The organism is Paenibacillus rhizovicinus (assembly GCF_010365285.1).
GTDB lineage: Bacteria > Bacillota > Bacilli > Paenibacillales > Paenibacillaceae > Paenibacillus_Z > Paenibacillus_Z rhizovicinus.
Genome location: NZ_CP048286.1, coordinates 1,354,295 through 1,378,709 on the forward strand (window position 1 = coordinate 1,354,295; position 24,415 = coordinate 1,378,709).

The following is a 24,415-nucleotide window of genomic DNA, read 5'->3' on the forward strand; positions in this document are numbered from 1 at the left end:
GCTCGCTTTGAGCGAACAGTTGACTTTTCTTTATTTTAGCTCTAAAGTGAGCCGCGTATAAAGTGCCCGTCACCTAACAAACCTAACATTTTTATTGGATCTGTATTATTATTATCCACCACCACATCGAGAGGCAGTGAAAGAGAATGAGCAAGCAGATTTTATTCTATGACGGAAGTTTTCCATACGCAGGCGAAAGGCCGAATGCGGCAGCGCTCGCAAGGCTGCAAGAAGATTTCCGCATCGTTAACGCGGCCGAGCTGGCCGATGCGCTTCAAGACGCGGACGTCTACGTGCATCTTCACGGTTCGTACTTCCCGAAAGCCGCATGGCCGGCTATCCTTGCGCATGCTAACCAAGGCAAAGGCCTGATCGCCGCCGGCGGCGCTCCGTTCAAAACGCCTGTAACAGGCGAAGCGGGCAGCTGGAAAGCGGAACCGGATCAAACCGCCTATCATCAGCAGATCCACATCCACGAGGCGCTGCCTGTAGCTACGGAAGGCGTCGCCAAGCTGGCGGCCAACCGTGACATCGCGCTCTTCGAGGGCTATGAGTCGCTCTTCACGATTCAACCGACCTTCGGACTGGTGCTGCACGTTACGCACGCGGACGATTGTCCCGGCCAGCAGAACGGATCCGCCGGTCCGATCGATGCGCATATTTACCCGCTCTTGAAAGGCATCAGCGGCGACGGCCTGGATCGCGAACGTTCCGCGCCGGCCGTCCTGATCGAGTTCACCAAAGGCCCGTTCGCCGGCAGCCGGATGATCTTCGTGAACCAGCAGCTCGGCGATGCTTTCTGGTCCGGAAACGGTGCGGAAGCGCTGGCCAAATGGGCGGCTTTCACGGCGTCCGGCGTAACGGAGCTGTGGCTTAAGCCGAACTACGGCTCCTATGAGCTCGGAGAACGTCCCGTCCTGATGCTGCAGGGGCAGCAAATCTTGCAAACCCGCACGGAGCGCGTCAGCTCGCGGACGGCGGCTTGGACCTTCAACATCCGCGTCCTGAAAGCGGTCAGCAGCGAAGTGCAGCAATCGGTCCCTTCGTTCGACTACGACAACGGCGGATTTGCCGAAATTTGGCGCACGGAAGCAACGCTTGAAATCGGGCGCGAGCTCGTCATTCAACGCATCGTAACGCCTCTGGATGCGGAAGCCGGCTTCTATACGTTGGAATGCGAAGCCGTTTCGCCGACGGGCGAACGCCGCCTGCTCCGCCAAGGCTTCTGGGGCATGGACCAAGCGCTGCTCGAATCCGGCGAGATGATTACGTGCGACCGCGACTATTTCATCAAGAACGGCCGTCCGCTGCCGATCGTCGGCATGACCTACATGACGAGCGACGTCGCTCGCAAATACTTGTTCCTTCCGAACGCGGCGGTTTGGGACCGCGATATCGCCCAAATGAAGCGCGCGGGCATCAACTCCATCCGCACGGGCATCTGGACGGCATGGCGCAATTACATGTTCGTCGATGGCCATCCGTACGAAGAAGTCCTTCGCGCCATCGACGCGCTCTTCCTGACGGCGAAACGCCACGACATGGAAGTGACGTTCAACTTCTTCGCCTTCACGCCGGAGACATGGGAAGGCGTTAACCCTTACCTCGATCCGCGCAGCGTGGAAGCGCAGAAGCGGTTCATCGCGGCGATCGTGTCGCGTCACGCGCAATCGAAGCACGTGCATTGGGATCTCATCAACGAGCCTTCCATGTTCGATCCGAAACGGGTGTTCAGCAACGGCCCGCGCTCCGCGCACGATTCGTTCGAGCATGCCGCTTACCTGGAATGGCTGGAAGCGCGCCACGGCTCGATCGAGCTGCTCCAGGAACGCTGGAACATGACGCCGTCCGAGCTGCCTTCCTTCGGCGCCGTCAAGCTTCCGGAACCTGGCGACATCGCTTTCGGCACGACGGAAGTGGTCGAGAAGCGCGGCGGACCTTGGCTCGATTACACGCTGTTCACGATGGACATGCACAACCGCTGGGCATCCCAGCTGATCGATACGATTCGCTCCATTCAGCCGAAGCAGCTCGTGACGGTCGGCCAAGACGAAGGCCTCGGCGCGCAGCGTCCGTCGCCGTTCTTCTATGCGGAAGCCGTCGACTATACGACGGTTCATTCCTGGTGGCTGATGGACGACCTCGTATGGGACGGCATCTTCGCGAAAGCGCCGGATAAGCCGAACCTGATTCAGGAAACCGGCATCATGTACGTTGAAACGCCGGACGGCCGCGCCAAACGGAGCGAGGAAGAGCTGCGCAACATCCTGGAGCGCAAATACGCTTATGCCTTCTCTACGGGCGGCGCCGGCGCGGTTCAATGGATCTGGAACATCAACTTCTACATGCACAATATCAACGAATCCCATATCGGCGCCGTTCGCGCAGACGGCACCGAGAAGCCGGAAGCCAACGTCTCCTATGATTTCGGCTCCTTCATGGAGACCATCCGCGATCTGTTCGTGGACCGCAAGCTGGAAGACGTCGCCGTCATCTACCCGTATTCCAACGACTTCTCCAACCGTAAGCTGGCGGGCGAAGCAACGACCCGCGCGATCCGCACGCTGTCGTACACGATGAACGTGCATGCGTTCGGCCTCGGCGAATACCAGCTCGAATCGCTCGCAACGACGAAGCCGAAGCTGATCATCGTGCCGAGCGCGCATAACTTCAGCTCCGAAGCGCTGGAAACATTGACGGCTCATATCGAAACGCACGGCGGCACGCTGCTCTTCACGGGTCCGCTCGGGTTGGACGCGTACTGGCGTCCGGTACAAGCGAAGGCCAACGAGCTCGGACTGGGCGCCGTCGGCAACCTGCTTCGCGAAGAGCTGCTGGAGCTGAACGGCAAGCTGATTCCGGTTTCGTTCGGCGGTACCCGCATCGCGGACAGCAGCAAAGGCTTACCGGCAACGGCAGAAGGCGGACCGGCGAAGCTGACGGAAGTGGAGCTCGGCGCAGGACGCCTGCTCTACTGCCCGTTGCCGATCGAGCTGAACGAGCGCCTGAAGCCGCTGAAAGCCGTATACGGCCATGCGCTCGAGCAAGCCGGCGTCGAAACCGAAGTGGAATGGCTGCACGGCGGCGATCTGCCCGGCGTTTACGGTCGCAAGCTTGCGTTCGCCTCCGGTTCGCTGTACATCTTCGTCTCGGAATTCAGCTGCGATGCGGCGATCGAAATTCGCGATCCTCAGTCCGGCACCGGTTACGCCTTCACGCTTCCGCAAGAACGTACCGTTATGTTCGCCGCTGACGCGCAGGGCAAGCTGATTGCCGTATACCGTCCGAACGAAGTCACGATCGACGTTCGTTAAGACAATCCTTTAAGACAATCCTTTAAGACAATCCTTTAACACATTCCTGTAAGACAATCCTTGACACAATCCTTGTCATAACAAGAGAGGCGAGTGAGTTCCCTTTGCGGAAGCTCACTCGCCTCTTTGTTTTACCTAGACCGACAATTAAGCCTCGATCCAAGTTGTTTTGCTTGCGGCTGCCGAACGCTTGCCTTGCGTCGGCGTCATGTCCGGAACGCCGAGGTAGATAAAGCCCAGCATCTTATCTTGGGGACGCAGTCCGAACGCCTCGTTCATAAGCGGGTGGAAGCATGGCTCGCCGGTTCTCCACACCGCGCCGAGTCCAAGCTCGTTGACGGTCAACAGCATATTTTGAATGGCCGCGAATACGGCGCCGTATTCTTCCAGCTCAATGACGTCGCGCCGTTCCACCGGAACGACGGCAACTCCGATCACGACCGGCGAACGACGAGCCTTCGACATGGCGTCGGCTGCTTTCGTTTCCAGCACGGCCGCATCCGCGTCTTCGCCTGCCTGGCTCGTTGCGATCGCCGCAAGCGCTTGGCCCAGCTTATTGCGGCCCTCGCCGCTCATAACGAAAAACTGCCAAGGCTCGGTCAAACGGTGATTCGGAGCCCATGTGCCCGCTTCCAAAATCTGTTCGATCATTTCTTTGGCAACCGGCTCCTGCGTGACTTTGCCGATGCTCCGTCTTGTACGAATCGCTTCGATAACGTTCATGATCAATCTCTCATTCCTTTACGATTTAATAGACTCATTGTAGCATATTTGTCTGCAAAAGTTGATCGGCAGGTGACGTCCCTGTCCCGCCGTCAACCGCTCCGAGACACGCCAAAAAGTCCCGCAGGACGGCGATATGCCGCCATTGCGGGACTTCTCTATGACTTCCGATAATCGGCTAAGTCGCCTTTATCGGCGGCCGCTTAAACCAAGCCGGCTGCCTGGTATACCTTATCGTATCCCGCTTTGGAACGAGCCAGCAGCGTTGCGGCATCTGCCGCAGGCGCTTCCTTCGACAAGATCTCCTGCGTGACGGAGCCTCTGTACCCGATCGCGTTCAGCGCTTTCAGGAAACCCGCAAGATCGATCACGCCTTCGCCCGGATAGATGCGTCCATTGTCGAGGACGTCTTCGACTGCCACGTTCGGCGCATCGTTGATATGCACGTGTACGATTTGATCCGGCGTCAGCGCTTCGATGTCCGCCAGCGTATGGCCGTTCGTGTACCAGTGGTAAGCATCGAACAGCAGGCCGACGTTCGGCTCGCCGATCGCGTCGATCCAGTCCAGCGTTTCGTGCATCGTCCATAGGAACGGATTCGCCCATGCCGTGCGCAGGTGATGCGGGCCGACGAATTCCAAGCCGAGACGAATGCCGTATGCGCCGAGGATTTGCGCGCAAGTGCGCAGTCTGCGCGTTGCGAGCACCGTGAAATGGGCCGCTTTGTAATCCGTGGCCGGCAGGATGTACGTGCAGCAGTTGCGGCATCCAAGCGCGGCTGCGGCCGCGGCATCTTCGGCCAGCTTCGCCAGGCCGTCGCGGAATTTCTCTTCCGATGCGCGCCATTCCACGGACAAGCCGATGGAGCCGATCGTGACGCCGTTATCGGCGAGCAGCTTGCGTGCGCCTTCGAGGCCGTTGCGGTCGATTAGTCCTTTGGCATCGATGTCAACCGTTTGAAAGCCGTATTCGGCAGCAAGCGCGATGAAACGCTCGTCGCTTCCGATTTCGCCGAGTCCGGCGCGGGAAAGTCCTTTAAGCATAATTAGTCAGCCTCCGTTTGTAAGGTTAGGGATTACAAGTTCCAATCCAATATCACTTCATGGCCGGTACGGGACGATTCATAAATCGCATCCAGCACCAAATTGTTCGTAAAGCCAGTAAGCGCCGAGGTGATCGGCTGCTTGCCCGTCTTGATGCAATCCAGGAAATGACGGCTTAAGCGCAGACGCTCGTTCTCGTCGTTCTCCGGACGCGACAACGCCGTTTCCATCGGCTTGTCGAACTTCTCCGTCAGCAGCTTGCCAGTCGCGCCGCGGTAGCTGGCGCCGCCTTCCGTGCCCATGAGATGCACGAACGGCGTATTGTCCGTATCCATGTGGACGGCCCAGCTCACTTCAAGCGTCAGCGTGCTGCCGTCTTCCATTTTGATCATCGCCGTCGCCAGATCCTCGACATCGTAAATGCCGTCCCAATTCGGCTTGCCCCACGTGCCGATGCCTTTGCGCTTCGGACCGAATTCCGCATAGGTGGAACCGAAGACCGATACCGGTTTCGGATTGCCCATCAGGTAGAGGGCCAAGTCCAGCATATGTACGCCGATATCGATCAGCGGGCCGCCGCCGGATTGATCCATGCGCGTAAACCACGTGCCCCAGCCCGGAATGCCTTTGCGGCGGAACCAGCCTGTCTTGGCTGTATAAATTTTACCGAGCTCGCCCCGGTCGATCTGTTCTTTGATTTGCATCGGCACGGATTCCCAGCGCATTTGATGACCGACCATGACTACGCGATCGGACTTCTGGCTCGCTTTCAGAATTTGCTTGGCCGCTGCCGCGTTGATGCCCATCGGCTTCTCCAGCAGCACATGCTTGCCTGCCTCGATGGCTTGAATAGCCAGCTCCGCGTGGAATTGATTCGGTACGCCGACGATAACCGCGTCTACGTTCGGACTTTGAATAAGCGCCTCAGGCGATTCAAGCACGGCTGGAATGCCATACTCGGCCGCGCGCTGCTCCGCCATCGGGAGATAAACGTCTGTAATCGCCGTAATTTCACAAAGGTCGCCCAGCTGTGAAAAATGCTTCGCGTGAACGCTTCCAATATTGCCCGCGCCGATGATACCGATCCGAATTGCCATTCCCCATCTTCCTCTCCGAATACCTATGCATGATAACACACGCTACCGTTTCTATGATAGAATAATCCATAGAAAAAAGCTTGTCTCATATTTCGATAAACGTCCCATTTCTTCGGAGGACCGTATTTGCCATGACCCATTTTCCCGACTATTTGAAGACGTATCCGAACGTCGATACGACGTTCCCCTTTCATATCGGCATTCATTCGCTGGGCCGCGGCTTCCGGGCGCATCGGCATGACTTTCTGGAGCTGTCCTACGTGATCGAAGGCCGCGGCTCCGAGGTCGTCAACAATGTCAGGCACGAAATGGTGCCGGGCACGTTCACGTTCGTGCAGCCCTATCAGGTCCACGAGTTGTTCACGGAACCGGGCAGCACCCTGCTGCTGTACAACTGCATGTTCAGCATGGATCTGCTCATGGACGCCGGCGGCCATGGCGACGGATTGGCGGAGCTGATCGAACCGAGCTCGCTCCCGCCCTACACGACGTTTACCGGCGGCATGGCGGAACGGACCCGCTTCCTCATCGACGATATGATGCGGGAGTACGAGGGCAGCGAGCCCTGGCGGCTGACCCTGCTGCAAGCCCGATTGAAGGAACTGCTGGTTTGCTTTGACCGCGAACGCAGGAAGCATCTGCCCGCAGAAGCGGCCCCGGCGCACGCAGCAAAGCCGCACGCTTCCGTCTGGCCGATCATCCACCATATCCATCGCAATTATCAGGAAGACGTCACGCTTACGCAGCTGTCGGATCGATTCGGCATGAGCGCGTCGCGGATCAGCGAAGTGATCAAAGAAAAGACCGGGCAGACGTTCGTCCATTTCCTGCAGGATCTTCGGCTGCGGCATGCCAGCTCGCTTCTGATCTCCACGGACTTCAGCGTCGTGGAAGTCGCGCTCGAGGTCGGGTTCGGCTCTTACAAAACGTTCGCCAAAATCTTCCGGGAACGCAAGGGCATGGCGCCCCTGGCCTATCGCAAAGCGAAAAGACCTGTCTGAGCGTTCAGACAGGTCTTTTGTTGTGAGTAGGGTTCGAATAGAGATCGAATAGAGATCGAATAAGATTCCAATAGAGCCGGAGCAAATTCCGCCTCGATTACACGATATTCTTACACGCGGTGCAGCTTCCGCCCCTTCTCTTCCTTGACCGACCGCCACAGATGCCGCCATTCTTCGGGATCGGTCAGCACGCTGGCCGGATCCGAGACGCTGCGAACGGGAAAGGACGGCTGGAACGAACGGCCGGAATTCGCGCCCGTCTTGTGATAGCGCAAGTCGATGGACCAGCGCACGATGTCCGATCGGTTGCCGATGCCGCGATGCGGCGTATATTTGTTCATGATGACCAGGCTGCCTTTCGTGCATGACGCAAGCACGGGATTCACTTCCGGAAGCTTATCGGGATCGATCATCGTCCCGCCTTCCGCCCGGTGGTTCAAGTAGCCTTGCTTGAACACGCGCGGCATCACTTCCATGCAGCCGGTTTCCGCCGTCGCATCGACAAGCGGCATCCAGAACGTAATGATTTCGGATGCCCCGGAATCCGGCGTCGTTACGGCGCAGTCCTGATGCCAAGGCACGTTTTGAAAATAGTCCGGCTCGTCGCCCGTGTACTTGGACGGCATCTTCGCGCGCAAATGCTGGATCGGATTGCAGCTCAGCTCGCTGCCCAGCAGGCATTCCACCACGTCGAGCAGCTTCTCGCTGCCCAGATGGCGGAACATCGCTTCGCCCAAATAATCTTGAATATCGAGCCGTTTGCCGATTTCCCGGCAATCCCGATACAAGCTCGCATACCGTTTCTCGAACGGCTCCTCCTCGTAAAGCGCTTTCAACTTGCCTTCTGCGTAAAGCCTGCGAGCCCGATCGTCGATCTCCCGTTCCAGTTCGTCGATGACCGGCTGCAAATCATTGGCGCTCAGCACGTCCGGCACGATCAGGTACCCTTCCGTTTGATACGAAATGATTTGTTCCGTCGTTAATCGCATCCGCTTACCTCCATGGCATACGTTTGGTCTTGCCGATTCATCCTCTATCATAACAGCGGCTTGCCGCAACTTGAAGAAGCAATTTCCAAGGAGCTTCAGCTGCCGTTCAACTGCCGTTCATGTCCCGTTCATAATGCCGGCATATCCTACTTGATAAACGGATAGCGTTAAGACTGATCCGAATGAACAGGAAGGTGTCGTGCATGGATAACCAACAAACGTATACGACCGATTACGTCACATCGAAAGACGGGACAAAGATCGGCTACCGACGGCAAGGACGCGGTCCGGGCCTTGTCATCTTGCATGGCGGCATGCAAGCCGCTCAGAACTTTACGGGACTCGCAGCGGAGCTTGCGAACGAATTCACGCTCTATATCCCCGACCGGCGCGGACGCGGTTTAAGCGGTCCGTGCGGCGAGAACTACGGCCTGCAGAAGGAATGCGAAGATCTTGAAGCGCTGCTCGTCAAGACCGGGGCGTGTTATGTATTCGGACTGAGCTCTGGAGCGGTCATCGCCCTGTACGGGACGCTCCACCTGCCGGCGATCCGGAAAGCGGCGCTCTACGAGCCTCCCTTCGAGGCAGGCCCGGTCTTAAATACGTTTATTCAGCGCTATGAACGCGAAATAGCCGATGGCAAAATCGCTTCGGCTCTCATTACGGTCCTTAAAGGTCTTAGCCTGTCTCCCCTGTTGAACGCGATACCCCGCTTCCTGCTGCAGCCGCTGTTTAACCTCTCCATGCTTCGCGACGGCAAGGGCAAGCAGGACGACGTGCCGCTGAAGGCGCTCGTTCCAACGTTTCATTATGACAATGTGCTGGTACAAGAAACGGAAGGGACGCTAGCGTCGTATGCGAATGTTCGGACCAAAATATTATTGATGGGCGGAGGCAAGAGTCCGGCCTTCTTAATCAGCGTGCTCCGCAAGCTGGCCGAAGTCCTGCCCCGCGCCCGGTCGATCGATTTCCCCAGCCTGGATCATTCCGGCCCCGATGATGGCGGAAAACCGGCAATGGTCGCCGCCCAACTGCGTCGTTTCTTCCATGAGTCCGATTGAGCGGAACGAAACGATATCGTGCAGAACATCCACGCGAGAAGCGATCTTCATCGCAAACTGCTGTCCATATCGTTCTCCGTCATCCGAGGATCCGGCCGAGCCGATTGCGGTTATGCAGAACCGGCCCGCCGCTATCTTGCCGCTGCGCGATCTCGTGCAGCCGTCCCGTCAGCTCCGCGAACCATTCCGTATCCCTCGTCGAGAGAGCCAGTTCTATGAAATCGAGGATTGGCTCCTCGTAATCCAACACCTGCAGCGTCGGTTGTTCTTTCAGCCAGCTGCTTAATACGGCAACCGTAGTGCCGACCGCCGCATCATGATCCGATTGAACGACATACACGCTCGCAATATTCTGCTTCTCGTTCAGCGATGTAATAAAGCCTTGAATAAGTTCTCCGTCTTTCGTCCTGCCTTGTACCCAATCACTGATCGCAAAGCTCATCGTCAGCACCACCCGTCATTCGTATTTGTATGTCACCCCCCATAACTGTAATCACTTATGTTACAGTATGGGCGAGAAAAGAGGACGCTGCTTGAGCTGCTGCCCGATTAGCCGTCCTGCTGTTTCTTCGTTACTGTAATTATATGAGTTACAGTTAAAAATGTCAAGCAACTAACTTAAATTAAGTGAAATTATGGGCAGCAGCTTCGCCTCAATCTTCGCGATGTGCTGTGCCGTGCTGTGCCCCGCCTTGCAGGGCTCTTCGCTGCTCTGCCGCGCCCTGTTCAACCTAAACCCGCGCCACGTCAACGCGGCCCGAGAAGAACGTTGCCCCCTGCCCCATGTCCGCTACGCGATCGGGGGTAAGCGCGTTAACGACGGCCTTGCTGTCCGCGCCGTCGGCCCATAAGCCTTGGCTGACGACGACGCCAGGCAGCACGTCTTCGCCGACGACGGCCGTTAATTCGCACTCTCCGCGATCGTTCCACACTTTCACCGCATCGCCTTGCTGGATGCCAAGCCCGGCTGCGTCGGCGGCGTTCATGTACAGCTTCGGCATTTTCTCCATCGCGGCGTGTTTCTCGTTGTGGGCGAAGGTGGAATTAAGGAAATTGTGATTCACCGTCGGTATGAACAGGAACGGATACGGTCCGTCGTCCGGCAGCGGAATGTAGGTCGGCAGCGGCGGGAAGCCTTGCCGTTCCATGGCGGCGGAATACAGCTCGATACGTCCGCTCGGCGTGCGAAGCTTGCCCGGCAGGATCGGCTTGACGTTCGCTTTGACGAACTGCTTCTCCTGCAGCAGCGCGCCGGTAATGCCCGCCAGATTGGGGTTGTTCGGATTGTTCAACGCCTGATCGATCATGGCGAGATCGCTGTCCCGCAGCGCTTCATCCTCGTACCCCATCGCCTGGGCCAGCAGCCGGAACACCTCGGTGTTCGATTTGCTTTCGCCATACGGCGCGACAACCGGTTCTTGGATTTGAATAAAATGATGCCAGTACGACGAGTAGACGTCCGTGTTCTCGAAGGCGGACGTAGCCGGGAGCACGATATCCGCATACTTGGCCGTCTCCGTCATGAAGAGCTCATGCACCACGGTGAACAAATCCTCGCGGGCCAGCCCCTCTCTCACTTTGCCCGCATGCGGCGCGACGACGGCAGGGTTCGCATTATAGACATAGAGCGAATAGATCGGCTGCTCCAATTCAAGCAGCGCGCTGCCGATCAGATTCATATTGATGTCGCGCGGGCGATTCCATTCCTTCGGCTTCAGACTCGGCTGCTCCAAGGCGATCCGGTTCATTGCCAAATGTCCGCCGTTCCCTTTGATCGCGCCGCCGCCTTTCTTCAACCACTGGCCCGTGAGTCCCGGCAGGCAGGCAATCGTCCTCGTCGTCATCCCGCCGTTATCGTGATGCTGCGGTCCGTTGCCGATCCGGATGAACGCGGCTCCATCACACTCCCCGTACATGCGGGCAAGCGTGACGATATCTTCGGCGGGTACGCCCGTAATCGAGGCCACGGCCTCCGGCGTGTAGGCTTTGACATGCTCACGCAGCTCCGTATGACCGATCGTGTATTGTTCCATGAACGCCTCGTCTACCATGTTCTCGGCGAACAGAACATGCATGAGACCAAGCGCGAGCGCTGCGTCCGTGCCCGGGTTGACCGGAACGAACCAATCCGCCCATTTGGCCGTCCGATTGCGGTGCACGTCGATGACGACGACCTTCGCGCCGTTCTTGCGCGCTTTCTCCGCAAGCGTGACCTGATGCATGTTCGTGCTGACCGCGTTCACGCCCCACATGATGATGAGCTTCGCATGAACCGTGTCTTCGGGATCGACTCCGAAGCTGCCGCCCATCGTGTAGCCGTAACCGACAGAACCTGCCGCCTCGCAGATCGAATAGATTAACTTGCTGGCATTCATCCGGTTGAAGAACCGCCGTCCCATGCCCTCCGTATTAATGCGGCCCATGTTACCGTAGAAGCTGTACGGAAGAATCGCCTCCGGTCCTTCCGCTGCGATCAGCGTCTTCCAGCGGGAAGCGATCGTTTGAACGGCTTCTTCCCAGCTGATTCGTTGGAATTGGCCGCTCCCCTTCGGCCCGACCCGCTTAAGCGGATATTGCAGCCGCTTCTCGTCGTAGATTCGGGCCGTCATGTTCCGTACTTTATTGCAAATCGCCCCTTGCGTGACGGGGTGCGAAGGATCGCCTTCGATTTTGACGATAACGCCGTCTTGCTTATGAACGAGAAGTCCGCACTGATCGGGACAATCCAAAGAGCAAACGGATGGAAAAACGCCGTCCGCCTGTTCGATATAGCTGCTCATGCCGTCTCTCCTCCCAATACATTGATTCCAGTAGGTTAAGTATACTAGCCGCCGCGCTCTACGACAAACCAACAGCTTGGCGGAAGCGTCGCGCCAACACAATAGCGCATGCCGTCCTCGCAGCATGCAAAAAAGCCTGCCGGCCATGATGACCGACAGACTTTGCGCGTTATGCCTCTTGATCTCTCGGCATTACCGCTCGCCTGTTTCCAGGAATCGCATTTGCTCCGGCGTGAGCGTTAAATCGCCCGCCGCGCAGCTTTCGCGCATGTATTCCGGCTTCGTCGCCCCGATGATCGGATAGACCGGGAACGGGTGCGACGTTAGATACGCCAGCGCGACCGCGGAGCTCGCTGCGCCAAGTTCGGCGGCAAGCGCCTGCACGCGGTCCAGCCGGTCAAAACTGGCTTCGTTGAAATACTGCCGCGAGACTGCCGCGGCGCTGCCCTGAATACCTGCTTCGCGTCCGCGCGCGTACCGGCCGCTGAAGAAGCCGTTTGCCTGCGATGAGAACGGAATGACGGCCATTCCCGTCTCTTCGTAATAACGCTTGTCCGCCTCCGACATTACGACGAGCGTCGGATCCCCGATGGAGCCGGGATTAAGGACGGCAAAGTTCCAGAGCGGCTGGCTGGCAACGAACGGCGTGCGTCCATGCGCGCTCGCGTACGCGTTCGCTTCCCGAATCCGCTCGACCGTCCAGTTGGAGCAGCCGATGCTGCGGATTTTACCGGCCTTGACCAGCTCGCCCAGCGTATCCATAATGCCCGATACGGGCTTTGATGGATCGTCCCGATGCAGCCAGTACAAATCAATGTAATCGGTCTGAAGCTGAAGCAGGCTCCGCTCGACGTCCGCGATTATATCTTCCCGGCCGATTCTGCTGATCTGCATCGTCGACAGCTCGGGATGCGCGCCTTTGGTCGCGATGAGGAGCTTCGAGCGATTGCCGCGCGCCTTCAGCCATTTGCCGAGCCTGATTTCCGTCAGGCTGCGGCCTTGGTTCAGCCAGTCGTCGTAGACGAGCGCCGTATCGATGAAATTGCCTCCCCGTTCCACATACATGTCAAACAGTCGATAAGCGGCCTCTTCCGTCATGCTGCCGCCGAACCCGGCCGTCCCCATAACGATGACGGCCGCGTTCAAATCGGTTCCCGGTATAGTTCGATATCTCATTGGGCGATCCCTCCGCGATTCGAGTATGGCTGCGATTCATGATCCGTCCATGCTTACCGTCTCAGCCGTTATTCTACGTCGCCGCCTTCTTTAAGCGGAAGATGCGACACGAAGCTGTCCGACAGATTCAGCAATTCCAATGCGCGATTGTACTGGTCTTCCGTGGCCTTCGCCGGGTTCGTCTCGCCAGGGAGCGGGAAGTTCGTACCGTCGGAGTAGCCTTTGCCCGGCAGGAACACGTTCTCGTCATTGATGAACGAGCCGGTTGGCAGGAAGTGCCGCATCGGCAGGATATTGGACGTTGTATTGAGCAAATCTTCGCCGAAGTGAATTTGGTTCGCCGTCGAAACGCCGAGTACATTCGCCACCGTCGGCAAAATATCGATTTGACCGCCGACGTCGTGCTGCGTGGCTGGATACGTCACGCCAGGCACGCTCAGAATAAGCGGAATGCGGAACATGTCCGGATAGCCGTACTCATGACCGAGCATGTCTTTCAACATATCTTTCTCGTCGCCGCTCAGCGAGTATATCGGAAGCCCTTGATGGTCACCATACATAACAATGACGCTGTCGTCCCACAGGCCCGTATCTTTCAAACCTTGAATGAATTGACCCAGCGCGTAATCCGCGTAATTCTGCGCATGGATGTAGTTGCCGAGCAGCGTGCCTTCCATTTTGTCCGGCAGCGTCATTTTATACTTGGACGTCGGAATGTTGTACGGATGATGCGCGCTCATCGAAATGACTTGCGCATAGAACGGCTTGTCGGCCTGGTCCATACGCTGCAGCTCCGGCAGGGTCTTCGAGTAGAGCACTTCGTCGGAAGCGCCGAACGCGATATGGTCCTCGTCGCCGTAGAACTTCTGATCGTAATACTTATCCCAGCCGATCGCGGAATACAGGTTGTTCCGGTTCCAGAAATGCACTTCGTTCGTATGGAACGTCGCCGTATCGTAACCGTTCGCGTGCATCAATTTCGGCAAGCTCGGCAAAGCTTTATCGACATAGCTGTCCGTAGCCGCTTCATGATGCGGCACGTAGAGCGATGTATTGACGACGTATTCGGCGTCGGATGTGGTGCCTTGGCCCGCGCTCGTATAGAAACGGTCGTAGTGGAACGTTTCTTGCACTAATTTATTCATATTCGGCGTAACTTCCTGGCCGTCGATTTTCAATCCGATTAGAAAATCCTGGTACGATTCCATTTGCAGGATAATAAGGTTTTTGCCTTTGGCGGCTCCGAAATTACTCGGCGTGCCCGATGTTTGAATCCCTTTCAGCTCATCGATCTTCGCCTGCGTAATTTGATCCATCGGAACGATCTCGTCTTTCTCCGTGGAATCGTTAAGCAGCGTGAATACCTCGTAGTTGAGAATACCCATGTCTTCCGCTTGCTTGTTCTCGTTCATGCTTGCCCGGTTCGGCCAGATGTTGAACACGCAGAGCGCCAGCGATGCGATAATGACGGTATACAGCGTCGCTTTGCGCACAGGGCGCGGCAATCTGTTCGTAGCGTGCGGATAATAAGACTTCTTCTTCGGCCAGAATGCGATAACGGCAATAATAATGATATCGATGAAGAACAGCAGATAATAAGGATCTAAGAGTGAATAAGTGCTCTCTCCGACCTTCGTGACTTTGTCGGCTTGATGAAGCGCATGGTACGTAACGATAACGCCATAGTATTTGTAATACATGACGACTGTAAAATAGAGCAGCGTAATCAATAAGTCAGAGATTAAGTAATAAAGCATTTTTCGTTTGCTCGCGAACAGCTCGATGCAGCAGAACACGATCCATATGAACGGCAATTCCGTTATGATGGTTTCCCACGAGAATCCGATATCGAATACGACGAACATGACAAGACTGCCTTTGATGAGCAGCAGCAGCGTAAACAACAGAAAACGCCGGCTTAATAATTTTGACCAAAACATCCCTTTCATCACCTTCATGCTTGAGAAATGATGAAACTCCGAACAAGTTCCGCAAGATGCTTGCGGCACAGGCGGCAGCTTGCCGGAGTTTCGTTTGCGTGCCTGCGAAAGACGGACGATGGTTCAGCTCCAACGAACAAGAAGAAACGGCCGCCGCCGCCCGATACGGACGTCGAAGCAAGTTTCTTCCCCAATCGATACAATTGCGCGCGAGTGCGCTCTTGAATTTCAATGAATCCTTGCCGGGCCGCTTGCCCGAATCAAGGATTATCGGTGCCGAGTACCTGAGTTCACTCCGTCACGCCTGCCAGAGACTTACCGTGAAATCGACCATTTCTTCCAAATAAGCGGACACGTCGGGTGCCGTGACCACTTTGATGCCGACAATGCAGCTAAACGAATGCTGCATCCATATCGACAGCAGCTGGCGGGCGGCAAACGTGAAATTCATGAACCGAATCTCGCCTCTTGCGTGCCTGCGCCGCAGGAATTCTGCAATCGACTCCACCTGCTCGGACATTAAGACGGACAACTGCTTCGCTTCTTCCAGATCAAACAGCTCGTTCTCGCGGAACAATATCCGCATCAGGTCGAGATCGTCGAGGAACAGCTCGTTGATCTTGCCCAATATGACGAGCAGGGCGTCCCGAAGCGGGAGATGCTCGATCGTCTCGTTCGTCAGCTGTTTGATTTCCTGGACGCGATGCTCAAAACTTTCCCTTAGCAGAACAGACATGATTTCCTGCTTGCCGCCGGGAAAATAATGATAGAGAATGCCATCGCCCTTCTGAATCTGTCTCGTGATCGCACGAACCGGAGTACCGTGATAACCCATCTCAGCGAAAAGATTTTTAGCCGTTATTAGTAGTTTCTCTCTCGTTGCCGATGCTTGTTCTTTTCGACTGAGCTGCGCCATTTCCGTTACCTCCAGATTTCGTTGAACGATCGTACAGTGAGAAGTATAGTCCCGGCCCGCTTGTTCTGTCAATCACTATATGACTGTCAGCGAAGGCTTAATCCTCCGTCTACCGTCAGCACCTGGCCGGTCACCTGTTGGCTTAATGAAGAAGCGAGAAACAGCACGCTGTCCGCCACATCCTGTCCCGTCTGCATCCGGCCGAGCAGCAGCCGCGAGCCCGCGTCGGCGAACAGCTTATCAGGGTTGACGCCGCTCGCGATAATCCTCGCCGTCTCGCCTTCCGAAGCTACCCAGCCGGGCTGCACGACGTTGACGCGGATGCCATGCTTCCCCAGCGCTTTGGCCAAATTCCTGGTCAACGTCACGATGCCGCCTTTCGATACCGCGTACGCCATCGCGTCTTCGCTCCCCATTCTGGCGTGCGTGGAGCCGATGTTCACGATACTGCCGCCTCCCTGCTCGATCATGCCAGGCACGAACGCTTGGCACATCAGATACGTTCCCTTCAAGTTGATATCCATAATGCGCTCCCAGAATGCCTCCTCCGTCTGCAGCAGGTCGGCCCTCGGGAAAATGCCCGCATTATTGACAAGCACCGATACGGCGCCGAGCTTCTCCCCGACCTCCGCTGCCAGCGCCCGGATATCCTCGGAGCTGGAGACGTCGCAGCGAATAAAATACGCTTCATGTCCCGCTTCGTTAAGCTGAGCCGCCTTCTCGGCGCCCGCTTCGTTCACGTCCGCAATGACAACCCGGGCGCCAAGCTGCGCGAACCGGTCCGCTATGGCGCCGCCGATTCCTTGCGAGCCGCCGGTAACGAGCATCGTCTTGCCTGTAACCTCGATTCCGGTCATTGCGCCTTCACATCCCTCTGCGCGGCGACATCATAGGCGGCCTTCGGGATTTGCGTTGCCAGCTTGCCGCCGCTGACGTCGATCATCGTGCCGGTAATATAAGAAGCGTGATCCGAGGCCAAGAAGCAAATCAAGCTGCAGACATCGTCTTTGCTGCCCCAGCGGCGGAGCGTCAACGTATCGAGCAGCCTGTTCTGCCGCTCCTCGCTGAGCTCCGCAAAATGGTTCATTTCCGTCGGAATCATGCCGGGCGAATAGCAGTTGACGGTAATGTTCCAAGGCCCGAGCTCGCCGGCCAGCACGCGGGTGAACTGCTTGACCGCCGCCTTGGAGGAGGCATATGCGGCGCTGCCGAAAGCAGGAACGATCGCCGCGAAGGAAGCGGCGTTCAGTATTCTGCCCGCCCCCTGCGCCTTCATGATCGGCGCGACGGCTTTGCACATCAGGAACGTGCCTTTCAAATTAATGTCCATGTTGGCGTCCCAGACGTCTTCGCTTAGCGATTCCACGACCCCGCCACTGGCAACGCCGGCATTATTAACCAGAATGTCGATGCGGCCAAACAGCTCGCTTGCCTCCCTTACTACTTCAGTTACGCGGAGGGCATCCCGCACGTCGCAAATATATTGCGCGCCTTCGTAGCCGAGCTCCGCAAACTGGCTGCCCAGTTCGTCCAGCAGGTCCTGCCGGACATCCAGCGCGATCGTTCTGACCCCTTCCCGGGCCAGCGTCAGCGCGATCTGCCGCCCGATTCCTCTTCCCGCACCTGTAACGACCGCTACTTTCCCGTTCAAGTCAATGATCATGAGACCGCCTCCTCGGATTCGCCCGATTCACCTGATTCGACTTCCGCGATCAGCGACTGCATATAGGCAATGCTCGACCGAAGCTGTGCCCGCTCATATGCGACGACCTCTTCCGGCGAAGCCTCGCGCTCGTGCGGCGTGCGCCAATCCGCCGCAGGCTTGCTGTTCGCTGCCACGAATCGCAGCAAGGACGCCAGTTGCTTCGCGGAACGATCCGGATAATCCGGCCAATAATCGTCCGCCAGCACTCGAATATGCCGCGCCTCCAATGCCCCGATTTCAATGGACATCGGGAGTTCCTGCGGACCAAACTGCCGAAACACCTCCAGCAGCGCCGGAAAATCGACCGCGCCTTGTCCAAGCGGACAGCGGACGAGCCGATAGCCCTCTTCGCTCGGATAAATCCAATAATCCTTGAGATGGACATTCTTCAGGTAAGGCGCGATCCGCCGGGCAAAATCGACCGGCTCCTCCGCTGTCGCAAGCGGGTTGCCCGTATCGAGCGTAAGACCGAAATTCGGGGAACCGATGGACTCGCACAGCCAGATGAGCTCCTCCGAAGCGAGATCCTGGTGATTCTCCAACGCGATCGCAACGCCTTCGCGTTCGGCGATGCGGACCGCCGCAGCCAGCCCTTCGCGCACCTCTTCCAGGAATGTCCCCCAACGCCCCGCCATATTGCGCCGGTCGCCGCCGATGCGCGCGCCGCCCGCGACGGTGCGGACGATCCGCGCTCCGCAAGCAGCCGCCAGCCGGCAAGCTTCGCCGAGCTTGGCTGGATCGTAACCGCCGCAGGCGACCGATACGTAGAGCCCGCGTTCTTGCGTCATGCGTGCGATGGCCGGCACGTCGGCCGCCGCGAGAATCGAGTCCGGCAGCTCGACGCCTTGCAGATTCGCGTTAAGCGCCCAGGCGATGACAGCCTCCGCCGTCAGAGGCGTTCTTCCCGACCGGGGATGGAGCCCCATCGCATACGTCGTGCCGAACATGGAAAGTCCGATTTGCATCGTTCGCTCACCCTTTCATGTTTCGTATCGTTTCGTATCGTTTCGTATCATTTCGTATCATTTCGTATCGTTTCAAGTATCACGATCTGAATATCCGCCGTCTATCTCGCCGTCCAGCCGCCGTCGACCGTTAACGCCGAGCCTGTCATGAAGCTTGAGGCATCGGAAGCCAGGAACAGAATCGGACCGGCGATTTCTTCCGGCCTGCCCCAGCGGCCGAGCGCGATCTGCTCGATGAAGAACCGGTTCGCTTCGGGATTGTTCATGACGACCGTATTCAAATCCGTGGCGATCGGCCCCGGGCACAGCGCATTGACCGTGACATTGAATGGCGCCAGCTCCAGCGCGAGCACCTTGGTCAGCTGAATCACGCCGCCCTTGCTTGCGCAATACGCGGATCGTTCCGGCAGGGCGACGGCGCCAAGCATCGAGGCGATATTAATGATGCGGCCGGATTTCTGCGCCTTCATAATCGGTGTAACGGCCCGCGCGCACAGATAGGGCGATTTCAAATTCGCGCCCATCACATGATCCCAGCTTGCTTCGTCGTAATCCTCGATCGGCTTGCGAATATTCGTACCGGCATTATTAATGAGAATGTCGATGCGTCCGTATCGTTCCACGACATGGCGTACCATGGCTTCCGCGCCGCCGAAGCCCGCGAGATCCGCTTCCAGCGCAGCGATGTCGGCCCCTGTATCTTCCTTCAGCTTGGCAGCGGCTTCCTCCGCCCTCGCCAGCGTGCGGCTCGTAATCACGACCGCGGCCCCGGCTTCCGCCAGCGTCTGCGCCATCGTGTAGCCGAGTCCCCCGGCGCCGCCCGTCACCACGGCAACTCGTCCGGATAATTGAAACATTTGCTGCGCGTTCATCTGCCTCAACCGCCTTTCTTATACTTGAAAGAGAATGCGCTTACATGGTACCATTCTGCTAACCGCGTTGGATTTACATAAAAAGGATCGGTTTTTGGATTTTTCCGTAATTATCCGAAACGGTGGTGACGTTGATGGCAACCCCCTTCTATGCCGTTCCCCGACCTTGCAGCTTGCGCGATTTATCGCCTGTCATCCATTGGGCCCAGCATCATGTCCGGACGCCCGCCTATCATTGGCATCGCCGCATTTACGATTTCGAGCTGCTCTTCGTCAAGCATGGCGAAATCCGGGCGATCATCGGCGGCGAGCCGCACATCGCCAGGACAGGCGCGCTGCTCCTGCTTCCCCCGTGGATTCCGCATGTCGTGGAAGTGTTATCGGAGCCGCATGCGGAGCTGCTCGGCGTCCATTTTGACTTTTTCGACGGAGCGGCCGCGAACCACAACATTATCGTAGACGAGCTGCAGATCAATCCGCTCGCTTTCAGCGCGGTTCCCTTCCTGCAAGACAAGCCGCTGCTGCCAGGCTATCTGTATCCCAACGTCTCCGGGCGGATCGTCTCCTTGCTGGAAGGCATCGCGCAGGAGTGGAACGAGCGCCGTTCAGGCTACGATACCGCCTGCAAAGCGATGCTGCTCCATCTCGTCACGCTGCTCGTCCGCCAAGGGAATGAATCTGCCCAGCAAGCGCATCCGAAATACGAACAGCTTCTGCTTTCGCTGGCAGAGGAAATCCGCACGCATTGCAGCCGCAATTGGACCTGTGCCGAAATGGCGAAATACGTGCTCGTCCACGAGGATTACATGAGCCGGCAATTCAAGGCGCTCATGGGCGTCGGGCCGAATAAATTCGTCCAGTCCGTCCGCCATCAGGAAGCGAAACGGCTGCTGCGCGAGACCGATCATACGGTCGAATGGATTTCCGGCGCCGTCGGCTACGAGGATTTTCATTATTTCAGCCGGATCTTCAAACGGTGGGAAGGGATGAGCGCCATGCAATTCCGGAAGCTCTCGCGCATGATTTAACGACAGAAGGCGGACCGTGAACGATACAATGAAGCAAGGAAGCAAAGAAGGTACCTGCCCGATCACGAGGCAGGTTTCTTGCTGTTTAGCTTCGTGGATGGCACATGATGCGGTCAATACGAGGTCGGACGCTCTTGCCCGTGCGTTAAAATGCGCACGCCTTTCTCACGGATGCATGTAATTGCCTGAGCACCAGGAGCCTGGCGTTTGCGCTTGGCGGGGCGCTTGCGCTTGACGGGGCGCTTGCGCTTGGCGGGGCGCTTGCGCTTGGCGGGGCGCTTGGCGCTTGACGGGGCGCTCGGCGCTTGGCGGGGCGCTTGCGCTTGACGGGGCGCTCGGCGCTTGACGGGGCGCTCGGCGCTTGACGGGGCGCTTGCGCTTGACGAGGCGCTCGGCGCTTGGCGGGGCTATTGGTGATTGATGCTTGCTGTTTGGTGCTGACGCATGATGCTTGGTGCTTGGCGGGGCTATTCTAATGAACTCCAGAAACCCTATTACTGGTTTTTACGGCTGTTTGAGATTCTAACGAATCCTGCACACCCTATTCGACGCCATGGCCCCCGTTTTACTCGATTACCGCTCGATTTCACTTCATTAAGCTTCCCTCGATTCGTTAAAATTCGAATGGACTCTAGAAATCGAGAATAACGCTTGCTGAGTTCGTTACAGTGATTCTCTTTGGTAAAACCTTCGGCATGGGCTAGACGCGTTATGAGAGCGACGTTCGGCACGCTGCTATCCATGGACTAGACACCAGTTACACCTTCGTCTAGGTGAACTCTGTTGCTAGGCTGGCAACGCATGTTCGGACAAGCCGGAAACTGCTGCAGGCTGCTAACCGTTCGTGCAACACTCCTGATAAGTCCCGCTGATTTCCGATCCGCGGCGCAGACGGCCATAATATTGTGCTTGCCTATGCCGAATACGAGCTTGGAGGCTGTTTCTGTTGTATTCGTTATGCTAGTCAGCTCACGAGGCAAGAACAAACAAACAAACAAACAGACGCCCCTTCAAGGGCGCCTGTTCGTCGACGATGTATGCTGCACAACGCAAAGCCGCGTTTGCAGCCTCGCACGATTACCAGCGCTCCGTCATCGTGACCGGCTTGATCTCGCCGCCGCCGATTTCCATCCGGTCGATGCAGAGCACGCGGCTTCCGGGATCCGTATCTCCGATAATCCGGCGATGGTAGACGATCAGCCATTCGTCGCTCTCCGGCAGATGCAAGTATCCATGATGGCCCGGGCCTTCCGCAATCGGCTCCTGGCGCTGAAGCACCGTGCCTTTCGGCTCGAACGGACCGAGCGGACTGTCGCTGACGCCATAATCGACGCTGTATGTACCGTTTGTCCAGCCGCCTTTCGACCACATGAAATAGTACAAGCCGTCCTTCTTGACCATGCACGGCCCTTCCACGTAGCCTGCCGGCGTAATGCTAATATGAACTTCTCCGTTCTCGAACGGCACGAAGCCCGTCATGTCTTCGTTCATCTTCGCGACGTTGCAATGGCTCCAGCCGCCGTAATACAAGTAAATCGTGCCGTCGTCATCCTTGAACAGATGCGCATCGATCGGCTGCGCGCCGTGAATGAAGCGATCGATCAGCGGTTTGCCCAAGTAGCCGCGGAACGGGCCTTCCGGCTTGTCGGCGACAGCGATTTCCAAGCCGCCGGTCTCATCGTTATTCTGAATATCGTTGGACGCGAACACCAGGTAATACCGGCCTTTGCTCTCGATAATCGTCGGCGCCCACACGGCGCGCCAAATCCACGGGAAATCTTCCATCGCGATGATGCCTTCGTGCTTCTCCCATGTTGCGAGATCGGCAGAACTGAACGCTTCCAAATTCATTTGCTGCGTATATTCCGTAATGGAACGGGTCGCATAGATCCAGTAACGGCCTTCGTACGTGCGCGCTTCCGGATCGGCGTAGTAGCCGGGTACGATCGGATTGACGATGCCTCTCAACTTGTATTCCTCCCACATCTAGATGAAATCGGTGTCAACGTGATTATACGAACGTTGCCGATCGTTGTCCATCCCGGTTTCAATGCCGGAATGCTTGGATTACCCAAGCGGCTGAAACAAGAACGGCTGCCCGTTCACATAGGCGCTTAATATCGCCTGCGCATAAGGCTGCTCTTCTATTAAGCCTTCCGTTTCCAGCTCATTCTCGGCATGGAAGCTGTACGCCTCAATGATCGACATGATGAAGAAGCATTCCAGCATCGGGACGGCATTGTCATTCATCCGTTTGACGCTCTCGTACCCTTCGATGAAGAGCGCTCTCTGGGGAGGGTACAGCCCCATGATCGACTGGGCGATGTCGTATAGATGATAGCCGAAGCCGCATCTGCCGAAATCGATCGCGAACGGTTCTTCTTCATGAAAAACGATATTGCCAATGTGCAAATCTGCATGGATCATCCCGTAATGCTGCCTGTGCGGCACGAACGTGCTTAATTGATTCGCAACTTTAGCAGCAGCCATCGCATAGAGCTCCATCGCTTCATCCGAAATAAAAGACTCGCGATGCTTCTTCAGATGCTCCCAGTCCCGGTTAAAGCTTTCGCTCCCCCAAGCAGGACGCGCAAAGCCTTCGCCGGGACCGAAATCGGCGCTAGCCTCGTGAAGCTTGGCCATCAAGGAGCCCATGGTCCGAATTCGCGCTTCCGTAAGCTCCCCCTTGCCCATGCGCTCGCCTTCGATCCATCGCAATAAAGTCGTCTCGTATTGTTGGCCGTCGATAGTCGCAGCCTTGGTAATGAACGCGGCTTGTCGGTTCGGTACGGCTTCAGGCACGGTTAGCCCTTTACGCCCCAGAGCCGCCAGCCATTCCAACTCGGACAAGGTTTCGCCGCTTGCTTTGTTCGACGGGTGGATGCGGAGCAAAAACTTGCCGCCCTCGCTGCTTTCGACGCGGAAGGTGACATGCTCGGAAACTTGGATGAAGTGAATGGCAGTCCAATCCACCTCGTATTGCCGCAAAGCGTTAAGCGCCGCTTGTTTGGTTTGTTTCAGCGTCAATTGCCGGTTGCGATCCGTATCCATCAGAAATCCGCTGTTCATCGCACATCTCCTATTAATCGTACTCTTGCCTATTATTGAAGTCCGCTAGCCGACCCCGTATCGCTTGCACGCTTCATGCCTAGCTGCGCACGCAGCGTCATCAAGCTCTCCTCCACCGTTTGATGCGCCGTGTCGATCACGATGCGATCGCGGTCCCAAACCTCGTAATATCTGTTCTTAACGTCATCCCATGTGGGGAGAGCAAGGCCGGAAATATCCGTTACGCGCGTCGTGACGCGATGTCTGTGTTCATGCTCGTCGGAGCAGATGACTTCGATTTCGACAAAAGGAACCTCGAGAGATTCCGCCACGCCGCGCCAATCTTGGCGCGTGATCTGAATGGGATTGACCGTATCCGCGATCACGTCTAGGCCTATTCGGAGATTCTGCCTCGCAAGCTCGTAACAGACGATATAGCCCTCCGGCCCTTCAAGCTTGCTCCCGGTAACCCGCATCGCTTGTTCCACGACGTCAACCCGAAGGTACGTCGCCCGAAGCTCCCGCGCCAAAGCTGCCGACAACGTAGACTTACCGGTGCCAGGCAAACCGCCAAAGATGTACAACATCGCGCAATTCTCCTTTCGGCTGACATTCTTTCCACTATTAAACTGATCATAGCATCCATTTCAATTCGTGAAAATTCGATTTTTACTATTTTATCTGTCGCGCCCCCTTAAACGCGCTAAAACGCAAATAACCGTCCCCCGACATAGCCGGGGAACGGTCGCTGATCTTC

Annotated in this window: 20 protein-coding genes; 4 read left to right on the forward strand and 16 right to left on the reverse strand. The window is 57.0% G+C overall.

From position 1 onward, the window contains the following. Positions 1 to 146 precede the first annotated feature (146 nt). The gene (locus GZH47_RS06305) at positions 147 to 3,314 is read left to right on the forward strand and encodes a beta-galactosidase (protein ID WP_162639234.1); all 3,168 of its coding nucleotides are present in this window, start codon (positions 147 to 149) and stop codon (positions 3,312 to 3,314) included. Positions 3,315 to 3,461: 147 nt separating this feature from the next. Here GZH47_RS06305 and GZH47_RS06310 read toward each other — a convergent pair whose 3' ends face one another. The 3 genes from GZH47_RS06310 to GZH47_RS06320 all read right to left on the reverse strand — a co-directional run bounded on the left by GZH47_RS06310 (position 3,462) and on the right by GZH47_RS06320 (position 6,177). Then, the gene (locus GZH47_RS06310) at positions 3,462 to 4,037 is read right to left on the reverse strand and encodes a nitroreductase family protein (protein ID WP_162639235.1); all 576 of its coding nucleotides are present in this window, start codon (positions 4,035 to 4,037) and stop codon (positions 3,462 to 3,464) included. Positions 4,038 to 4,240: 203 nt separating this feature from the next. Continuing rightward, positions 4,241 to 5,080: a sugar phosphate isomerase/epimerase family protein gene (locus GZH47_RS06315; protein WP_162639236.1), complete on the reverse strand. Its 840-nt coding sequence runs from the start codon at positions 5,078 to 5,080 to the stop codon at positions 4,241 to 4,243. Between the two features lie 32 nt (positions 5,081 to 5,112). Then, positions 5,113 to 6,177: a Gfo/Idh/MocA family protein gene (locus GZH47_RS06320; RefSeq protein ID WP_162639237.1), complete on the reverse strand. Its 1,065-nt coding sequence runs from the start codon at positions 6,175 to 6,177 to the stop codon at positions 5,113 to 5,115. A gap of 131 nt (positions 6,178 to 6,308) precedes the next feature. Here GZH47_RS06320 and GZH47_RS06325 point away from each other — a divergent pair, with 131 nt between their 5' ends. Next, positions 6,309 to 7,178, forward strand: coding sequence for an AraC family transcriptional regulator (locus GZH47_RS06325; RefSeq protein WP_162639238.1), 870 nt, complete (start codon positions 6,309 to 6,311; stop codon positions 7,176 to 7,178). 110 nt (positions 7,179 to 7,288) lie between these two features. Here the strand turns inward: GZH47_RS06325 and GZH47_RS06330 are convergent, their stop codons facing one another. After that, positions 7,289 to 8,167: a phytanoyl-CoA dioxygenase family protein gene (locus GZH47_RS06330; protein WP_162639239.1), complete on the reverse strand. Its 879-nt coding sequence runs from the start codon at positions 8,165 to 8,167 to the stop codon at positions 7,289 to 7,291. Between the two features lie 203 nt (positions 8,168 to 8,370). On the opposite strand from GZH47_RS06330, the gene GZH47_RS06335 reads away from it, so the two are divergent. Then, positions 8,371 to 9,228, forward strand: a complete 858-nt coding sequence (locus GZH47_RS06335) for an alpha/beta fold hydrolase (RefSeq protein ID WP_162639241.1) — start codon at positions 8,371 to 8,373, stop codon at positions 9,226 to 9,228. 79 nt (positions 9,229 to 9,307) lie between these two features. Here the strand turns inward: GZH47_RS06335 and GZH47_RS06340 are convergent, their stop codons facing one another. The 9 genes from GZH47_RS06340 to GZH47_RS06380 all read right to left on the reverse strand — a co-directional run bounded on the left by GZH47_RS06340 (position 9,308) and on the right by GZH47_RS06380 (position 19,582). Then, positions 9,308 to 9,670 carry a hypothetical protein gene (locus tag GZH47_RS06340; protein WP_162639243.1) on the reverse strand — a complete coding sequence of 121 codons (363 nt, stop codon included), beginning with the start codon at positions 9,668 to 9,670 and terminating at the stop codon, positions 9,308 to 9,310. Positions 9,671 to 9,959: 289 nt separating this feature from the next. Further along, complete coding sequence (locus tag GZH47_RS06345) at positions 9,960 to 12,008, reverse strand: molybdopterin-containing oxidoreductase family protein (protein ID WP_162639245.1); 2,049 nt, start codon at positions 12,006 to 12,008, stop codon at positions 9,960 to 9,962. Positions 12,009 to 12,200: 192 nt separating this feature from the next. Further along, entirely contained in the window at positions 12,201 to 13,184 is a 984-nt protein-coding gene (locus GZH47_RS06350) for an aldo/keto reductase (protein ID WP_162639247.1), read from the reverse strand. Between the two features lie 68 nt (positions 13,185 to 13,252). Further along, complete coding sequence (locus GZH47_RS06355) at positions 13,253 to 15,124, reverse strand: LTA synthase family protein (protein ID WP_318653413.1); 1,872 nt, start codon at positions 15,122 to 15,124, stop codon at positions 13,253 to 13,255. A 298-nt stretch (positions 15,125 to 15,422) separates the two neighbouring features. After that, positions 15,423 to 16,040, reverse strand: a complete 618-nt coding sequence (locus GZH47_RS06360; RefSeq protein WP_162639250.1) for a TetR/AcrR family transcriptional regulator — start codon at positions 16,038 to 16,040, stop codon at positions 15,423 to 15,425. A gap of 86 nt (positions 16,041 to 16,126) precedes the next feature. Then, the gene (locus tag GZH47_RS06365) at positions 16,127 to 16,897 is read right to left on the reverse strand and encodes an SDR family NAD(P)-dependent oxidoreductase (protein ID WP_162639252.1); all 771 of its coding nucleotides are present in this window, start codon (positions 16,895 to 16,897) and stop codon (positions 16,127 to 16,129) included. Next, the gene (locus tag GZH47_RS06370) at positions 16,894 to 17,703 is read right to left on the reverse strand and encodes an SDR family NAD(P)-dependent oxidoreductase (protein WP_162639254.1); all 810 of its coding nucleotides are present in this window, start codon (positions 17,701 to 17,703) and stop codon (positions 16,894 to 16,896) included. Before GZH47_RS06370 ends, GZH47_RS06365 begins: the two co-directional genes overlap by 4 nt. Further along, the gene (locus tag GZH47_RS06375) at positions 17,700 to 18,710 is read right to left on the reverse strand and encodes a sugar phosphate isomerase/epimerase family protein (RefSeq protein WP_162639256.1); all 1,011 of its coding nucleotides are present in this window, start codon (positions 18,708 to 18,710) and stop codon (positions 17,700 to 17,702) included. The genes GZH47_RS06370 and GZH47_RS06375 overlap by 4 nt, the downstream gene beginning before the upstream one ends. Positions 18,711 to 18,811: 101 nt before the next feature. Continuing rightward, positions 18,812 to 19,582, reverse strand: a complete 771-nt coding sequence (locus GZH47_RS06380) for an SDR family NAD(P)-dependent oxidoreductase (protein WP_162639258.1) — start codon at positions 19,580 to 19,582, stop codon at positions 18,812 to 18,814. Positions 19,583 to 19,716: 134 nt separating this feature from the next. On the opposite strand from GZH47_RS06380, the gene GZH47_RS06385 reads away from it, so the two are divergent. After that, a complete protein-coding gene (locus tag GZH47_RS06385; RefSeq protein WP_162639259.1) occupies positions 19,717 to 20,610 on the forward strand; it encodes a helix-turn-helix transcriptional regulator in 894 nt (297 codons plus the stop codon). A 1,077-nt stretch (positions 20,611 to 21,687) separates the two neighbouring features. Here GZH47_RS06385 and GZH47_RS06390 read toward each other — a convergent pair. The 3 genes from GZH47_RS06390 to GZH47_RS06400 all read right to left on the reverse strand — a co-directional run bounded on the left by GZH47_RS06390 (position 21,688) and on the right by GZH47_RS06400 (position 24,245). Then, the gene (locus GZH47_RS06390; protein ID WP_225446381.1) at positions 21,688 to 22,578 is read right to left on the reverse strand and encodes a glycoside hydrolase family 43 protein; all 891 of its coding nucleotides are present in this window, start codon (positions 22,576 to 22,578) and stop codon (positions 21,688 to 21,690) included. A gap of 99 nt (positions 22,579 to 22,677) precedes the next feature. Beyond that, positions 22,678 to 23,679, reverse strand: a complete 1,002-nt coding sequence (locus GZH47_RS06395; protein ID WP_162639263.1) for a phosphotransferase enzyme family protein — start codon at positions 23,677 to 23,679, stop codon at positions 22,678 to 22,680. A 32-nt stretch (positions 23,680 to 23,711) separates the two neighbouring features. Next, the gene (locus tag GZH47_RS06400; protein WP_162639265.1) at positions 23,712 to 24,245 is read right to left on the reverse strand and encodes a P-loop nucleotide/nucleoside kinase family protein; all 534 of its coding nucleotides are present in this window, start codon (positions 24,243 to 24,245) and stop codon (positions 23,712 to 23,714) included. Positions 24,246 to 24,415: the final 170 nt, after the last annotated feature.

What these genes read in the sequence shown, in the direction of transcription:
- GZH47_RS06340 (WP_162639243.1), bottom strand. Translation starts at nt 9,670, where the DNA reads ATGAGCTTTGCGATCAGTGATTGGGTACAAGGCAGGACGAAAGACGGA.
- GZH47_RS06370 (WP_162639254.1), bottom strand. Translation starts at nt 17,703, where the DNA reads ATGATCATTGACTTGAACGGGAAAGTAGCGGTCGTTACAGGTGCGGGA.
- GZH47_RS06375 (WP_162639256.1), bottom strand. Translation starts at nt 18,710, where the DNA reads ATGCAAATCGGACTTTCCATGTTCGGCACGACGTATGCGATGGGGCTC.
- GZH47_RS06335 (WP_162639241.1), top strand. Translation starts at nt 8,371, where the DNA reads ATGGATAACCAACAAACGTATACGACCGATTACGTCACATCGAAAGAC.
- GZH47_RS06400 (WP_162639265.1), bottom strand. Translation starts at nt 24,245, where the DNA reads ATGTTGTACATCTTTGGCGGTTTGCCTGGCACCGGTAAGTCTACGTTG.
- GZH47_RS06350 (WP_162639247.1), bottom strand. Translation starts at nt 13,184, where the DNA reads ATGAGATATCGAACTATACCGGGAACCGATTTGAACGCGGCCGTCATC.
- GZH47_RS06355 (WP_318653413.1), bottom strand. Translation starts at nt 15,124, where the DNA reads ATGTTTTGGTCAAAATTATTAAGCCGGCGTTTTCTGTTGTTTACGCTG.
- GZH47_RS06365 (WP_162639252.1), bottom strand. Translation starts at nt 16,897, where the DNA reads ATGACCGGAATCGAGGTTACAGGCAAGACGATGCTCGTTACCGGCGGC.
- GZH47_RS06315 (WP_162639236.1), bottom strand. Translation starts at nt 5,080, where the DNA reads ATGCTTAAAGGACTTTCCCGCGCCGGACTCGGCGAAATCGGAAGCGAC.
- GZH47_RS06330 (WP_162639239.1), bottom strand. Translation starts at nt 8,167, where the DNA reads ATGCGATTAACGACGGAACAAATCATTTCGTATCAAACGGAAGGGTAC.
- GZH47_RS06345 (WP_162639245.1), bottom strand. Translation starts at nt 12,008, where the DNA reads ATGAGCAGCTATATCGAACAGGCGGACGGCGTTTTTCCATCCGTTTGC.
- GZH47_RS06395 (WP_162639263.1), bottom strand. Translation starts at nt 23,679, where the DNA reads ATGAACAGCGGATTTCTGATGGATACGGATCGCAACCGGCAATTGACG.
- GZH47_RS06360 (WP_162639250.1), bottom strand. Translation starts at nt 16,040, where the DNA reads ATGGCGCAGCTCAGTCGAAAAGAACAAGCATCGGCAACGAGAGAGAAA.
- GZH47_RS06325 (WP_162639238.1), top strand. Translation starts at nt 6,309, where the DNA reads ATGACCCATTTTCCCGACTATTTGAAGACGTATCCGAACGTCGATACG.
- GZH47_RS06320 (WP_162639237.1), bottom strand. Translation starts at nt 6,177, where the DNA reads ATGGCAATTCGGATCGGTATCATCGGCGCGGGCAATATTGGAAGCGTT.
- GZH47_RS06385 (WP_162639259.1), top strand. Translation starts at nt 19,717, where the DNA reads ATGGCAACCCCCTTCTATGCCGTTCCCCGACCTTGCAGCTTGCGCGAT.
- GZH47_RS06305 (WP_162639234.1), top strand. Translation starts at nt 147, where the DNA reads ATGAGCAAGCAGATTTTATTCTATGACGGAAGTTTTCCATACGCAGGC.
- GZH47_RS06310 (WP_162639235.1), bottom strand. Translation starts at nt 4,037, where the DNA reads ATGAACGTTATCGAAGCGATTCGTACAAGACGGAGCATCGGCAAAGTC.
- GZH47_RS06380 (WP_162639258.1), bottom strand. Translation starts at nt 19,582, where the DNA reads ATGAACGCGCAGCAAATGTTTCAATTATCCGGACGAGTTGCCGTGGTG.